Annotated in this window: 16 protein-coding genes; 11 read left to right on the forward strand and 5 right to left on the reverse strand. The window is 29.3% G+C overall.

The window, feature by feature from the left end:
• Positions 1 to 2: 2 nt before the first annotated feature.
• On the reverse strand, positions 3 to 1337 hold the full coding sequence (locus tag L992_RS12935) for an MATE family efflux transporter (RefSeq protein WP_047383859.1): 1335 nt from the start codon (positions 1335 to 1337) through the stop codon (positions 3 to 5).
• 188 nt (positions 1338 to 1525) lie between these two features.
• On the opposite strand from L992_RS12935, the gene L992_RS12940 reads away from it, so the two are divergent.
• The 5 genes from L992_RS12940 (at position 1526) to L992_RS12960 (ending at position 7703) form a co-directional block, all read left to right on the forward strand.
• Complete coding sequence (locus L992_RS12940) at positions 1526 to 2800, forward strand: ABC transporter substrate-binding protein (protein ID WP_047383858.1); 1275 nt, start codon at positions 1526 to 1528, stop codon at positions 2798 to 2800.
• Positions 2801 to 2827: 27 nt separating this feature from the next.
• Positions 2828 to 4126, forward strand: coding sequence for an ABC transporter substrate-binding protein (locus L992_RS12945; RefSeq protein WP_047383856.1), 1299 nt, complete (start codon positions 2828 to 2830; stop codon positions 4124 to 4126).
• 14 nt (positions 4127 to 4140) lie between these two features.
• The gene (locus L992_RS12950) at positions 4141 to 5841 is read left to right on the forward strand and encodes an exopolygalacturonate lyase (RefSeq protein WP_047383854.1); all 1701 of its coding nucleotides are present in this window, start codon (positions 4141 to 4143) and stop codon (positions 5839 to 5841) included.
• A gap of 11 nt (positions 5842 to 5852) precedes the next feature.
• Positions 5853 to 6695, forward strand: a complete 843-nt coding sequence (locus L992_RS12955) for a sugar phosphate isomerase/epimerase (protein ID WP_081982954.1) — start codon at positions 5853 to 5855, stop codon at positions 6693 to 6695.
• Between the two features lie 66 nt (positions 6696 to 6761).
• On the forward strand, positions 6762 to 7703 hold the full coding sequence (locus L992_RS12960) for an autotransporter domain-containing protein (RefSeq protein WP_047396672.1): 942 nt from the start codon (positions 6762 to 6764) through the stop codon (positions 7701 to 7703).
• 72 nt (positions 7704 to 7775) lie between these two features.
• Here L992_RS12960 and L992_RS12965 read toward each other — a convergent pair whose 3' ends face one another.
• Positions 7776 to 8150 (reverse strand): hypothetical protein, encoded by a 375-nt coding sequence (locus L992_RS12965; protein ID WP_047383851.1) that lies wholly within the window; start codon positions 8148 to 8150, stop codon positions 7776 to 7778.
• Positions 8151 to 8311: 161 nt separating this feature from the next.
• Between L992_RS12965 and L992_RS12970 the strand changes: the two genes are divergently transcribed.
• Together L992_RS12970 and gltS are read left to right on the forward strand one after the other, a co-directional pair.
• Entirely contained in the window at positions 8312 to 8959 is a 648-nt protein-coding gene (locus L992_RS12970; protein WP_047383849.1) for a diphthine--ammonia ligase, read from the forward strand.
• A gap of 157 nt (positions 8960 to 9116) precedes the next feature.
• Complete coding sequence (gltS, locus tag L992_RS12975) at positions 9117 to 10313, forward strand: sodium/glutamate symporter (protein ID WP_047383847.1); 1197 nt, start codon at positions 9117 to 9119, stop codon at positions 10311 to 10313.
• 46 nt (positions 10314 to 10359) lie between these two features.
• Here the strand turns inward: gltS and L992_RS12980 are convergent, their stop codons facing one another.
• On the reverse strand, positions 10360 to 10767 hold the full coding sequence (locus L992_RS12980) for a hypothetical protein (protein WP_047396674.1): 408 nt from the start codon (positions 10765 to 10767) through the stop codon (positions 10360 to 10362).
• Between the two features lie 302 nt (positions 10768 to 11069).
• On the opposite strand from L992_RS12980, the gene ybaK reads away from it, so the two are divergent.
• The 3 genes from ybaK to L992_RS12995 all read left to right on the forward strand — a co-directional run bounded on the left by ybaK (position 11070) and on the right by L992_RS12995 (position 13485).
• On the forward strand, positions 11070 to 11543 hold the full coding sequence (ybaK, locus tag L992_RS12985; protein WP_047383889.1) for a Cys-tRNA(Pro) deacylase: 474 nt from the start codon (positions 11070 to 11072) through the stop codon (positions 11541 to 11543).
• A gap of 19 nt (positions 11544 to 11562) precedes the next feature.
• Positions 11563 to 12591, forward strand: a complete 1029-nt coding sequence (locus L992_RS12990; protein ID WP_047396675.1) for an AEC family transporter — start codon at positions 11563 to 11565, stop codon at positions 12589 to 12591.
• Between the two features lie 312 nt (positions 12592 to 12903).
• Complete coding sequence (locus L992_RS12995) at positions 12904 to 13485, forward strand: YdcF family protein (RefSeq protein ID WP_197053445.1); 582 nt, start codon at positions 12904 to 12906, stop codon at positions 13483 to 13485.
• Here L992_RS12995 and L992_RS13000 read toward each other — a convergent pair.
• Both L992_RS13000 and L992_RS13915 read right to left on the reverse strand, forming a co-directional pair.
• Positions 13472 to 13948 (reverse strand): D-Ala-D-Ala carboxypeptidase family metallohydrolase, encoded by a 477-nt coding sequence (locus tag L992_RS13000; RefSeq protein WP_047396677.1) that lies wholly within the window; start codon positions 13946 to 13948, stop codon positions 13472 to 13474. The two genes, L992_RS12995 and L992_RS13000, sit on opposite strands and share 14 nt — an antisense overlap.
• Before the next feature lie 105 nt (positions 13949 to 14053).
• On the reverse strand, positions 14054 to 14173 hold the full coding sequence (locus L992_RS13915; RefSeq protein ID WP_081982956.1) for an EAL domain-containing protein: 120 nt from the start codon (positions 14171 to 14173) through the stop codon (positions 14054 to 14056).
• A 278-nt stretch (positions 14174 to 14451) separates the two neighbouring features.
• Between L992_RS13915 and L992_RS13005 the strand changes: the two genes are divergently transcribed.
• On the forward strand, positions 14452 to 15576 hold the full coding sequence (locus tag L992_RS13005) for a recombinase family protein (protein WP_047396679.1): 1125 nt from the start codon (positions 14452 to 14454) through the stop codon (positions 15574 to 15576).
• Positions 15577 to 15628: the final 52 nt, after the last annotated feature.

A 15628-nucleotide genomic window follows, 5' to 3' on the forward strand; every position in this document is an offset into this window, starting at 1 on the left:
TTTTATATCTTTTTCTTCCAATCAACTTTTCTATAAAGAAGAAACGCAAATATCAATGCAAATAAATTACTAAATAACATTGAATACCAAATTGAGAATTCATTTAATTTTAAAACTCTTTCAAAAAGTAAAATAAATGGAACTCTAAATAACCAAACTCTTCCAAAATGTGCATACATTCCAAATTTTGTGTGCCCAGTACCCTGAAATACAGCTGCTATCGATTGAAATATTGCCCACGGAATAACACTCACTAGCATTATTTTAAGATAATTCATGGAGTGTCTTTTTATCTCCAAATCTCCTGTAAAAATATCTATCACCGGATTTAAAATTAAAAATAATATAATTATCGACACTGAACCTATCACCAAGCCTAAAATTATCCCTGCCTTTAAAACCGTTTTAGCCTTTCTTATATCACCAGCTCCAACATTCTGTCCAACTAAAATTGCAACTGCAGTTCCTATACCATTGATTAAAACATATACAATATTATTTATTCTATTTCCAACTCCGTATGCCGCTAAAACCTCAGTTCCATATTTAACAACAAATATATTTATAATTATAAAACTTAATGAATTTGTTATAGTTGTTAAGGAAGAGGGAACTCCTAATTTTACAATCCTAAAAAATATGTCTCTTTGAATTTTAAAAAATATTTTTCGAATCTCTTTTTTATAATTCAATTCATAAATACAATATAAACCTAATAATACATTTGCTATAAGAGTAGCTATTCCTATTCCATATAAACCCATTTTTAATCTGTTTACAAAAATGGAGTTTAAAATTATATTTACAATTGTTGATGCTGCTACTAGATATAGTGGGTAAATACTTTTTCCTTTTGAATTTTTTATGGTTATATAGGTTGAAATTATAAATGTAAAAGGGATAGTCAAGAATATAAATCTGATATAAATTCCACTTTTTTCTAATAATTCCCCTTCTGCTCCTGACACTCTTAAAATTTGATTACAAAATATAAAAGATAAAATCATTATTATTATTGAGACAGCTATATTTATACTTAATAATTGGCTATTGATTTTGATAACATCTTTTTTTCTTCCTTTTCCAACCAATTGACTTATGATTATTCCTCCACCTATCGCAAATCCACTTCCAGCTCCTATTATCATTTGAGTTATTGGACTTGTAAAAGAAGAGGTTGCTAATTCAACTCCACCTATTTTTCCCATATAATAGGAATCTGCTAAATTATATAAATTTTGTAAAAAATTGGATAGAATAATTGGTCCTGCTAAAAAAAATAATTTTTTATAATCACTCCATCTCACTTTGTAAACTCTCATAACTTCTTCGCTCATATGATGTTCCTCCGATTGTTTCATACCGTTTTAGAACTGTTTTTCAAAAAAACATAATAAAAATTTGACTTTTCCAATTTTTTGAGGTATGTTTTAAGTGTAAGCACATTTAAACTTGTATCCTAGAATGTTAACATACTACAAAGCAAGTTTCAATTATTTTTTTTATAATACGGGAGGTAAGGTTTATGGATTTTAAAAAATTACTTTTATTAAGTTCTGTTGCGATAGGTATGGCCTATCCTACAATGACTTTAGCTAATTCTAAAGTTGTAAACTTAAAAATGTCTTGGTGGGGCGGAGACGATAGACATAAGAGAACTTTAGAAGCACTAAAACTGTTTGAAGAAAAGCATCCTAATATTAAAGTTAGAGGGGAGTATGGTGGTTGGAGTGGTTGGCAAGAAAAAGTAACTACTCAAATTATTGGAAATACTGCTCCTGATGTTATGCAAATAAACTGGAACTGGATTGATCTTTTCTCAAAAGATGGAACTGGTTTCTATGATTTAAATAAACTTTCAGATACTATCACACTTAGTAACTATAGTACTGATATTCTAGAACAATGTAGTGTTAATGGAAAACTAAATGCTATTCCTGTTGGAATGACTGGAAAAGTATTTTATATCAATGAAACAACATATTCTAAAGCTGGTTTACCAGTTCCTAAAAACTTTGATGAGATGATCTCTTCTGCGAAAGTAATTAGAGAAAAATTAGGAAATGACTACTATGCATTTGATACTGATGCATACGGTGCTCTTTTATTAATGCTTTATAAATTAGAGCAAGAAACTGGAAAGCCATTCATAGTTGATAATAAAGTTGCTTACTCTGAAGCTGAAGTTATTGAAGCTGTTAAATTCTACAACAATCTTGTTGAACAAAATGTTTTACCTTCATTGAGAGTTAGAGCCGCTGCTGGATTTATTCCTTTAGATCAACACCCTAGCTGGATTCAAGGAAAATATGCTGGAACTTACGAGTGGGATAGTTCAGCTCAAAAATGGCAAGATGCTCTTGAAGGTAATCAAAAGCTTGTTCTTGCAGATTTCCCAACAGAGTTCGGACCTAACAAATCTGCATTTAACAAAGTATCTATGGCATTCGCTATAAAAAAGAATACTAAACATCCTAAAGAGGCTGCAACTCTTATAGAATTCTTAACAACTGATCCTGAAGCAGTTAAAATTTTAGGAACATCTAGAGGAATTCCATCTAACAGTTCAGCTGTAGCTACTTTAGAAGCAAGTGGACAGCTTACAGGATTAGCTTTTGAGGCAAACAATGCCGTTAAAGAGTTTGCTGGTAAAGGAATTCATCCTCTATTTGAACATAAAAAATTAAATACAGATTTAAGAGGGGTTATTGAAAATCTTGGATATGGAAAATCATCAGTTGAACAAACAGCTAAAGATATAATCACAACAACTAATCAATTTTTATCAGAAAATCAATAAGAAATTTCATTTATAAGGAGAATGTCTATGAGTTATAAAAAAGCAATTTTTCTATCATTAACAGCGTTATCAGTTTTTACCGCATGCAATAAAGATAAAGAAAATACTGCCTCTACTCCTGCTAACAATCAAGAAGTTACTTTAAGAGTTTCATGGTGGGGTGGAGACGATAGACACAAAAAAACTTTGGAAGCTTTAAAGCTATTCGAAGAGAAACATCCTAATATAAAAATAAAATCTGAATATGGTGGATGGCAAGGCTGGCAAGAAAAAATAACTACCCAAATGGCCGGAAATATGGCTCCAGATCTTATGCAAATAAACTGGAACTGGATTAATATTTTCTCTAAAAATGGAGATGGTTTTTATAATTTAAACGACCTTAGTTCCACAATAGATTTAAATCAATATGATAAAAATATTTTAGAACAATGTATTGTAAACAACAAACTAAATGCTATTCCTTATGGAGTTGCTGGAAGAGTATTCCTTTATAATAAAACTACATATGATAAGGCTGGTTTAGCTTTACCAAAAAGTTTCGAAGATATTATTAACTCAACAAAGGTTATGAAAGAAAAGTTAGGAAATGATTACTTTGGATTTGAAGTTGATTATTATGGTGCTCTTCTTTTAATGCTTTATAAACTTGAACAAGAAACTGGAAAACCTTTTATTGTAGATAATGCTGTTGCATATACACCAGAACAGATAAAAAATGCAGCTGATTTCTATCTAAATCTAGTAAATACTAAAACTATACCTTCTTTAGAAGATAGAGCTGCAGCTGGAAATATTCAGCTTGATCAGCACCCTAGCTGGATTGTTGGAAAATTTGGCGGAACTTACGAGTGGGATAGTGCCTCTCTTAAATGGAGAGATTCATTAGAAAAAGGGCAAGAGTTAGTCGTTGGAGAGTATCCAAAAGATTTCGGACCTTATAAATCAGGCTTCTCTAAAGTTTCAATGGCATTAGCCATCAATAAAAATACTAAACACCCTAAAGAAACTGCTCAGTTATTAAACTTCTTAGTTTCTGATCCTGAAGCAGTTAAAATTCTTGATGTTTCTAGAGGGATTCCAGCTAACGCATCTGCTATCTCTACTTTAAAAGAAAATAACTTACTAGATCCATTTATACTAGAAGCTAACAATAAAGTTATTGAATTTGCTGGTAAAGGAATTCACCCTTTATTTGAGCATAGACAATTACATGCAGCTATTAAAGATATTGTTGATAAACTAGGTTATAAACAAATCTCATCAGATGAAGCTGCTAATCAATTAATTTCTGTAACAAATAATTTCTTAAAAGAAAATAATTAGGAGGAAATTAAATCATGACAAAAGCTTTAAAGCTTTCAATTTTTCTGGGGCTATCAACTTTAGCCCTAGCAAAAGTTGAATACTCTCAAAATGATAAAACTAGATTAGACAGTGTTGAAACATTTTATAACAACATTCTTAAAGACGGCAGAAGTAAAACAAATCCAACTCCATTAATTGCTGATGGAATAAATATTTTAACTAAAGAACCTGTTGAATGGATATACCCTAATGGAGACAAAGTAAAAATATCAAATTTTGCAAATCAACAAAATTTTTTAAGAACACTCCTTATCTTATCTGAAGTTACTGGCGATTCAAAATATAAAGATACAGCAATCGATACTACAAAATATTTCTTAGCTAATTTTACTGATAAAAATGGCCTTTACTATTGGGGAGGTCATAGATTTGTAAACTTAGATACTCTCAAATTAGAAGGACCTCAAGATAAAAATCAAGTTCATGAACTAAAAAATCACTTTCCTTATTATGATTTTTTATATGAAGTTGCCCCTCAAAATACAAAACAATATATTACTGCTTTTTGGAATGCTCATGTAGAGGATTGGGAAACTTTAGATATGGGAAGACATGGAAGTTATAGTAAAAATCTAGATATGGAGATTTTTAAAAACAATACACCTAAAGATATTGTTGATCCCTCTAAGTTGCCTATCTTACCAGAAACAAAAGGATTAACATTTATTAATGCTGCATCTGATTTAGTATATTCAGCTTATACCTTAAACAGTTTTGAAAATAATCCATATATGATTAATTGGGCAAAAACTCTTTTAAAACAATTTGAACTTGCTAAAAATCCTAAAACTGGTGCACCTGTCTATCAATTCTCTTCTCCAAAACAAAGAGAGTGGCCACCAAAATCTGATTCTGATACTAACTCTAAATTCGGAGATAGAGCTTTCAGACAATTTGGTCCTGAATTTGGGGATATTGCCAAAGAGGGGAATGCACTTTTCAAAGGAAATGCAAAAGCTATTGTTGTTGACAACGCTTTAGTTTTAACTGAAATCTATAAAAAAACTGGGGATAAAGATCTATTAAATTGGTCTGTTGATACACTTAAAAACTTCTACAAAGTTGCTTTTGACTTTGAAACTGGAGAGATTAAGCCTATTTGGAATGACGGAACTGATTTAACTGATTATGTTTTAGTTAGAGATGGATACTATGGTAAAAAAGGTTCTAAGCTTACTAGAACAAAGCCAACAACTGAAGAATATCCTTTAGCGCTTATTAGGTCTTATGAAGTTTCTAAAGATGGCGATCTTTGGAATTTCGCTAGAGGAATGGTCAATAAAACATTTAATTTAGGAGATATTGGAACCCCAGATGGAAAAAATATCAATCTTGATTTAAATACCAAAAATGCATCACCTTACGCTATTTTCTTAATGACTGATCTTTACAATATCACAAAAAATGATAGCTATTTAAAAATAGCAAGAGTTATTGGAGATAATATCGTAAGTACTAAATTTAAAAATGGATATTTTGTTGAGAATGCAAACTATCTAAACTCTAGAGTTGATTCTCCTGAAGCACTAGCACTTGTTACTTTAGATGCTACTTTAAAGGGAAAAGAAAACTCTATTCCTAAATATATTACAAGTGGCGGATATATCCACGGTGAACATATTGAAGGAAACTCTGTATATGATAAAAATGTAATTTATAAAAAAACGATTTAGGAGAAATAATTATGATGAAAGTGGGAATTAGAGCTCACGATATGGGAAACTACAATTTAGAGAATTTCTCATCGCTTTTAAAAAAAATAACATCACTTGATGGACAATGTATGCAACTAGCTTTGGGGAAATCTTTTATTGATTTTAAAGTTTCAAAAGAAAATCTTAATACTGATTTAGCTGGTTTTTTAAAAAATAATCTAACTGAAGAAAAAGTTAGACTTTCTGTTTTAGGCTGTTATATCAATATGGGAAATCCAGATAAGGAAAAAAGATATGCTGATATTGAAAAATTCAAATATCATCTTGATTTTTCGAAAAATTTTGATAACTGTCTTGTTGGAACTGAAACTGGTTGTCTAACAACTGACTATACTTACACACCTTTAAATGACTCTGAGGAAGCTTTCAATACATTCTTAGATACTTTAAAAGAGATTGTTAGTTATGCCGAAAAAACTGGAACATTTGTTGGTATTGAAGGAGTTAAAAAAGATATTATATGTACTCCTGAAAAAATGGATTTAGCTCTAAAGGCCGTTCCTTCTAAAAACCTAAAAGTTATATTTGATCCAACTAACTATTTAGATATTACAAATTTTCAAAACCAAAAAGAGATTATTGAGAAAGCTTTTGAGCTTTTCTCTGACAAAATAGAAATCATTCACCTGAAAGATTTCTTAGTAGAGGATAATCGTCTTAAAGTTGTTCCTATCGGTCATGGGAACTTCGATATTAAAACTCTTTTAGCTTGTATAAAGAAATATAATGTGGACGCTGATATTCTTCTTGAAAATTCAACTCCTGAAACAGCTAAAGAGTGTATTAAGTTTATAAACGAATCAAACATATAAATAAAAAAGATTAAAACAAGATTAACTATTTAGTTTTCATTAAAATAAAAAAAGGGGGAGACTTAAATGTCCAAAAAAATTATTTTATTATTAGCTAGTATTTTATCTGTTGGTGCTTTTGCACACACAATCGAGTTCGGTTTCGAAAATGAGCAGTATGATAGTAAGTATAATACTTCCGATGTATTTATGCCTTACGTTAGTGGTAGTATTACTCCAGAAGGATCAGCTTTGAAAATTGATTTCAAGTATCTGTATCAAGATCAATATGGAAAAGAAAGATCAACTACTCCTAGTTTTAAAACAAAAAGAGATAGATTTGAATTATTTGCAAGTGGGTATAAGTACAACAACGGAAACTTCACTCTAACTCCTAAAGTTGGATTTAGATATGAGCAGTGGGCTATTGATGACACTAGTAACTCTAGTCAAGCAAAAAGATATTTAAATCTAAGATTCTATCCTGATATGACATATAAATTGTCTGACTCTACAAATTTATATTTAAGTGGATTTACTGGTCCTGCTTTTGCTGAAGTAGACAAAAAATCAAGATTAGGAGAAACTGGTTCTGAAACTTATTATGGTGACTGGTATCAAGAAGTTCAATTATTAGGAATCAGACATAGATTCTCTAACAAAGACTCTGTATGGGCTTCTATTTATAATGAATATAAATATGTTGAACACTCTTCAGAATACATGCGTTGGCAACTTAGAGTTGGATACAACATGAATCTAACTGATAAATTAGTTGTTGGTCCTTTCGGAAGATTTGACTTAGACTACGATGTAAAAGATAAATCTAAAACAAGTTCAACTTATAAAAATACAAAAGACAGTAGTGAAACAAGAATCGGTACAACATTCAATTATAAAGTTGATTCTAGTTTAACTGTAGTTGGAGAAATTTATTGGCAAACTGCTACAGTTGAAAACTATAAAAAAGAACCATCTCCAGATAAAGAAAGAATGTTCTACAAACTTGGTTTAAGAAAATCATTCTAGTATAAATTTTCATAAAATTCCCGCCCTCAAAATAAAGAGATCCTCGTACTAAATAGTACGGGGATCTTAATTTTAATGAACTATTTTCTTTCCGTTTTCTTGCCCTTCTTTTCCTAAAAGATGCGTTTTTTTATTAACCGCCATCTCTGCATATTTTGCTAAAATTGCTGGTAAATCTGAATTTTCTACTAAATCAACATATGCTGGATCATCCGCTAATTTTGCAGCTACTTTATATTTTTTTTCACTTTTTACATCTATTTCAAAATCACCACTGAACTCTCCATATATAGGATTTAGTTTTGGTTCAATCTCTTTTACTAGATCTGCTACAACCATAGAAAATATTTTCTTTACCTCTTCAACTCCCTGTGCTTTAGACATTCTAACCTTATACTCTCCCCAATATTTAGAATCTACCTCTGAAAATGATTTTTTGTATCCCATTTTTTACCTCCTCAACTCTAGTTTTTACAGGTTATCTATCCCTATGTACTCCATTTTTAAGTCACTTCCTTTTTTCTTTTATTTTTTTAAATTCCTCTTGTTTTTATACTCTCAATTATCTATAATATTGTAATGATAGATTAAATTTTCCGGAGGATTTTATGGGTATAAAAGTTGTAGTTTCTTTTAGCGGGGGTAAAGATAGTACACTGTCTTTACATAAAGCGATTTCACTTGGGTATGAACCCATCGCTCTCATGACAACAATAAATAAAAATAACGGTGAATCTTGGTTCCACGATATTTCAATAGAACTTTTGAAACAAGTTTCATCTTCTACAAGCATTCCTCTTTTGATTGTTGAATGTGAAGGTAATAACTATGAAGAAACATTTGAGAATGCATTAAAAAATATGAAAACATTGGGAGCTGAAGCTTGTATTTTTGGTGATATAGATATAAAACATCACAGAGAGTGGGGAGAACAAAGATGTAAAAATACTGAATTAGATGCTATTTTTCCTCTTTGGCAAAAAAATAGAGAAGAATTAGTTAAGGAATTTATAGATTTAGGTTATAAAGCTATTATCAAAAAAATAAATTTAAAAAATTTAAATACAGATTTTTTAGGAAAAACTCTTACACATGATCTTATTGAAGAAATTAAACTGACTGGTTCAGATGTTTGCGGAGAAAATGGTGAATATCACACTTTTGTTTACGATGGTCCAATCTTCTCCAAGAAAATTTTATTAAAAAATACAAAAAAAATTATAAATGAGAACACTCTATTTTTGGAGCTTTTTTAATTAACTATATATAAAATATATCAATTATACATTTCGTATATGACAAATATACAGCATAAATATGCTGTATATTTTTTTTATATTTGTATACTTAACAATGTTTTTGTACAATAAATATAACAAAATGTTTCAAATAAATTCTTCAAGGAGGAAGTTTATGTTCACACACACATTTAACATGGCAGAAACTTTGGCTATAGCAGTTTGTTTATTATTAATTGGAAGATGGATTAAAAATAAAATTTATTTCTTTGAAAAATTTTTTATTCCCGCTCCTGTTATAGGTGGAGTTATTTTTTCAATTTTTTCTTTAATAGGATATAACTCTCAACTCTTTGTTTTTAATTTTGATGGATCTTTAAAAGATCTTTTAATGGTTGCATTTTTTACTACAATTGGATTTTTAGCTAGTTTAAAAATGTTAAAAAAAGGAGGAGTACAAGTCTTTACCTTTTTATTAGTTGCAGTTATTCTTGTAATCATTCAAAATGTAGTTGGTGTATCTCTGGCTAAAGTTTTTAACTTAAATCCACTTATTGGTATTGCTGCTGGATCTGTTCCACTTACTGGTGGGCACGGTACATCAGGCGCTTTCGGACCTGTTTTAGAAGCTGCTGGAGCTACTGGTGCTATGTCAGTTTCTATTGCCTCTGCTACATTTGGTCTAGTTGCTGGATGCCTTATCGGTGGCCCTGTTGGTAAAAAATTAATGCTTAAACATAATCTTTCTTCTCCAAAAGAAGAGGAATTTATTCTTTCTGAAGATGAAGTTTTAAATGAAGACAAACTTAATTTGAATGAAGATTTACTCTTTAAAGCTATTGTTTATATAGTTCTAGCTATGGGAATTGGTGGATTCGTAACTCCTTTAGCCAAAAATTTAGGAATTGTTCTTCCTGTGTATATAGGTCCTATGATTATTGCTGCGATCCTTCGTAATATCACTGATGCTTATAAAGTTGAGATTCCTTTAAGCGCTATTAATACTGTAGGAAATATCGCTCTTCAACTTTTCCTAGCAATGGCTCTTATGTCAATGAGATTGTGGGAATTAGCCGCTTTAGCTGTTCCTTTAGTAGCTATTCTTTTAGCTCAAAAAATAGTAATGGCTCTTTATGCATATTTTGTAACATTTAGAATGATGGGTAAAGACTATGATGCTGCGGTTATGGCTGTAGGTCATTGTGGTTTTGGAATGGGTGCAACACCTAATGCTATGGCCAATATGGAGTCTTTTACAGCTGCTAACGGTCCTTCTCCAACAGCTTTCTTTGCATTACCTCTTGTTGGATCTTTATTTATTGATTTTGTGAACGCTTCAATTATAACTATTTTTATTAATATGTTATCATAAACAAACATAATAAAAGGAGAGCTTATTAAACTCTCCTTTTATTGTTTTATTGATTTATTACTATTCTAGTTCCATCTGCCATCTCTAAAATTTGACTTCTTTGATCTGAATAGATAATTCTTGCTCCCGAACCACCTCTAGAATTATATCCTTGATTATAATTTTGCTGAACAGGTCTTGGATTTTCATATAAATATCCTGGAGCACCCACATTTGAATACTTTCTATTCGCATTCTCTATTACAGCCTGTCTTTCATATCCTCTACGAATCTGCGTGTCTAATTTTCTTAAATCTTGTTGATGTCTATATTCACTTTGGTTGTATTGCGATCCTAGTATTAGAGCAGATCCAGTTACTATAGCAGCCCTTGTACCACCATCTAATCCTCCCCACCAGCTAGAATAGCTCAATGACGACATTAAAAGCAGTAACGATAGTATAGCTTTCTTCATCTTTATCACTCCTTAAATTTTGATAACATATTATAAATCGTTTTACAGCAAAAAGCAACTTTTGTATATTTTTTTCACTACATACTATGATATAATCTAAATTATATTTTTTTTATTTTAAGTAACTAGACAACACATATGGACAATTATAAAATTTTTATTTTTGGCCATTATTGATGTATAATTATTTAATCAATATCTTTGTCATACTTTATAATTCTAGAAAACATAAACACTTCTATTATATATACAATAGAAGTGGATAAAAAATAAATTTAAAACTAAAAGGAGTTAAGATGGCCATAAAGAAAACAAATGCTATGAGAGAGCTTGACAAAGCTAAGATAAATTACGATATTATCGAATATGAAATTGATGAAAATGAATTAGGAGCAATCAACGTAGCATCAAAAACAGGAAATGATATAACAAAAGTTTTTAAGACATTAGCACTTACAAATGATAAAGATGATCTTTTTATAATATGCATCCCAGGTAGTGATGAGGTTGATTTAAAAAAGGTTGCTTCTATTGTAAATTCAAAAAAAGTTGAAATGCTTGAACTTGCTAAATTAAAAGAAAAAACTGGATATATTAGAGGTGGATGTTCTCCTATAGGCATAAAAAAGAGACATCTTTCTTTAATTCATCACAGTTGTATAAATAAGGATTTTATCTTTATCAGTGGAGGACAAAGAGGTTTACAAATAAAAATTAATCCAAATGATCTAATAAAATTTCTTAAAATGGAAGTTTCTAATCTTATAATAGAATAAATAACAGGAGTGAAAATCAATGAATACAACAAACATACTTATATCTATACTATCAGATCAAAATATAATTGGAGTTATGTCTTCTTCAATCTCTATTATGGTTTTAGGTTTTTATTTAGGAAAAACAGAAAAAATTAAAAGTTATTTTTCTATACCTTTAGGAGAAATAATATTATCTCTTTCTATTCCTGCATTATCATTCAATGCTTTTATGAAAGATTTTGATAAAACTACATTTACAAATGGCTTAAATATTTTAATCTGGAGTATCCTTATTCATTTAACTCTAATTTTAACGGGAAAATACTTCTTCAAAAATTTAAATTCTGAAAAGCAACTTACATTAAAAATGATGACAGTTTTTGGTGGGATAACTGTATTTGGAATCCCTATTGTGCAAGCTCTTTATGGAGATTTGGGAATAATTTACTCCTCAATTTTTTCTATTCCATACAGAGTTTTGCTATATTCATATGGATTTATTAAAATGTCCGGTATTAAAATGGATAATAAAAATATAAAATCTATGCTATTAAATCCAGTTATTTTAGCTACTTTTATGGGGTTGTTCATATGGATCTTTCAAGAGTATCTTCCTCAAGTAAACATAAGTGGACAAAAATATGCTTTTTTGAGAATTGACAAAACTGCATTTTGGATATATAAACCACTAAGTTTCCTCGCAGGCTTATGCTCTCCGTTGTCTTGGTTAGCAGCTGGACTTAAATTATCTGAATTATCAATCAAAGAATCATTTAAAAACTCTATCGCTTGGCAATTTTCAATTATAAAAACAATATTTATTCCTATTCTTACTTTGGTTGTTGTCTATATTTGTAATTTATTCGGTATCTTATCTCTTTCTAAAGAAAGTTTAGGTGTTATCATTGTTATGATGGGGACACCCACAGCTTCAGTTATTATAGCCTATTCTTTAAAATATAATCGTGAACCTCTTGTTACATCAAGCTGTTCTCTTTTATCTACAATATTTAGCTTAATAACAATACCTACGTTAGTAGCCTTCTTAAACTTTCTAAAATTCTAAAGCGTTGTCCTCTATTATATTAGAGGACATTTTTTTTATACCCCTTTCTATTGTATAGATCATTTTATATAAATATGACCACTTATGCTGTAAAAAAAATAAAAATAATGCTAAAATATCTTTAAATATTTATAGGAGGTTATCATGATTTTTTTTAAGTTCTTATCTCATTTTATTATTCTTTGCTCTTTTATTCTTTATAAACAAAAATTTCCGTCATCATTTTTTATAAATATATTGTTCTTTATATATCTACTAAGTTGTTTCTATTTTTATTTCATTTCAAAACAAACCAAATTTATAAGAAATTTTGTGAAATTAAGCGCTCTTATCTTTACAGGAGTCTTTTTATTTACTTTAGGAATAATTATCTCTGATATAAACAATTCTAAATATAGCGAACTTAAAAATGAATATGTTATAATTTTAGGCGCTGGTTTGCGTGGGACTCAGCCTAAAAATATCTTAAAATATCGATTAGATGCCGCTATAAAGTATCACCAAAAATATCCAAATACAATATTTATAGTATCTGGTGGACAAGGTAAAGATGAGATTATAGCAGAAAGTGAAGCAATGAAAAAATATCTTTTAAAGCATTCTATCTCTAGTAAAAATATTATTGAAGAGAACAAATCAAGCACAACTCTAGAAAATCTTTTATTTTCTAAAAAACTGATTCCTCAAAACTCTACATCAATAGGAGTAATTAGCAATGATTTCCACATGTATCGTGTTAAATTTTTTGCTAAAAATATAGACTTTAAATTAAACCCAATCTATGCAAATACACCTAACAGAAGTAAGGTCAGCATGTTTCTTCGAGAAACCCTTGCTGTAATATATCATAAAGTAAAAATGACCATTTCAAAATGGTCATTTATCTTATTATAAAATATTGTTTTCGTTCTTGACGTTTAGATTTTTTGAAACTTATATGAACTCTATTTTGCCTAGGATAAAAAATAAGTTGATCATAACTCACTTTTGCTCTGTCTAATTTTCTTTTAATATCTTTAGCATTTCCATTTATTTTAAAATCAACTGCTAAACCTTTTTGATGATATGAATTTCCACTTCCTTTTACTCTTTTATTCAATTTTTTATTTCTATACCAACTTGTAACATAAACTCTAGTTCTTAAGGCTTTTCTAACTTCATCCATTCTTTGGGCTGTATAAACTATATTTTTGTATTCAGAATTATTTGGAGTATTTTTAATCCCATATTTTCTAGCTATAGCACTATCAGTTGCTTCTTTGAATGTAAAATACTTTGAAATCTTGGAGTCTCTCCTAGATGTAGATGAGCACCCCATACACAATAACAAAATAAATAAAACCATTATTTTTTTCATATTTTTCTCCTGCTGTATATTTATTTTAGTAACACTTATCTTAAGTTATAACAGGTATTTTTATATTTTTTCAAGTTTTTTCTATTAATTTAACAATATTGTTTGTTATAATATAAACTTTTCTATCAAATCTGGTTTTCCAATTAAATAACCTTGGGCATGATTAATATTTTGTTTTTTTAAAAATTCTAATTGGGATTCTGTTTCAACACCTTCAGCAACTATACCAGTTTTAAACTATACAAACTTAAATAAATCTATAAAAAAAATTAGATCTGCTTCTCCAGAAGAATTAAATAAGATTCAAAAAGAAGTCAAAGATTTAAGAAAATATCTAGCTGAACTGGAAAAAGAAATAAACTTAAAAAATGAACAAGAAATAAATAAAGATAACTTAGAATTATTTGAAAAATAAGGAGGATCTTATGAAAAAAGAAAATATCAAAGCTGCCATATTAAAAATTAAGGAATTAAAAGCAAAATGTAAAAAAGGAGCTAAATAAATGAAAGTTGTTACATACCTTAGAGTTTCTACAGAAATGCAAAAAGATAGAGGTTCTCTTGAAACACAAAGAGAATCTCTAAATGAATACTGTAAAAAAAATAATCTTAATATAATTGATAGCTTTGAAGATGTTATGTCTGGAGGTATAGCCGATAGAGATGGTATCTTAAAAATAATGGCTATGTTACCTTTGAAAAAGTTTGAAGGTGTTGTTGTTCAAAACTCTGATAGAATATCACGAGACTTTAAAGATGTAACTCTTTTCTTCAACGATTTTAGAAAACATAATGTTAGATTAATTTCAGTTATGGAAGGCCCTTTGGATTTTAGAGACGATAATACAGATGCAATGGCTAAAATAAGACTTATCTTCTCTGAAATGGAAAGAAGAAAAATGAGGATAAGAACTAAAGTTTCTATGGCAGCCTTAGCTAATACAGATAGGTATCTTGGTGGTGGTCTTCTACCACATTTTAAAGTTAAAATTATTAATAAAGAGAAAAAAATTGTTAAAAATGAAGAAACCTGGGATTTAGAAAGACAAAAGTATTTAGATATTTTAAAATATAGAAGTTTTAAAAAAGTTGCAGAGCTTTACTGCATTAATTATTCTACCTTTTTAGAGCAAGTAAGAAAAGTTGAATTAATCGGACACCGAATGTTCGGGGAGTTTATTAAAGACCCTTATACACTAAAAAAGGTTAAAAATAAAGATCCTTTTATCTCCAGTAAAAAAGTTTTACCTGCTCTACTTACTGATGAGGAATTTAATCTCATAAATGCTTTGTTAAAAGATAATAGGAAAAAATTTAAAAACCCTAAAAGAAAATATTTATTTTCTGGGCTTCTCTACTGTAGTTGTGGAAAGAAATTTGCAGGAAATATTGTTAGTAAAAAAACTAAAAGTTATTACTATTATAGGTGTGAAGGATGTAAAGTTTTCTATAATGTTGATAAATTGGAAATTAATATAAAGAATGCTATTCTGTCTCATCCTCATCTAAAATTGCTCAATGATACAACTTTTAGACTCCAGGATCTGCAAGATAAAATTGAACTTGAAAATAAAAAGTTAGAAGATTTAATGAAAAGACAAAGAGATGTTTATTGTAAAATAAAATAGGATGTTATTGCAAAGCAAATTTCCCTGTATTTGCAAAGCAGAAAAAATAAAA

The organism is Cetobacterium sp. ZOR0034, assembly GCF_000799075.1.
In the GTDB taxonomy this organism is placed as follows: Bacteria; Fusobacteriota; Fusobacteriia; order Fusobacteriales; family Fusobacteriaceae; genus Cetobacterium_A.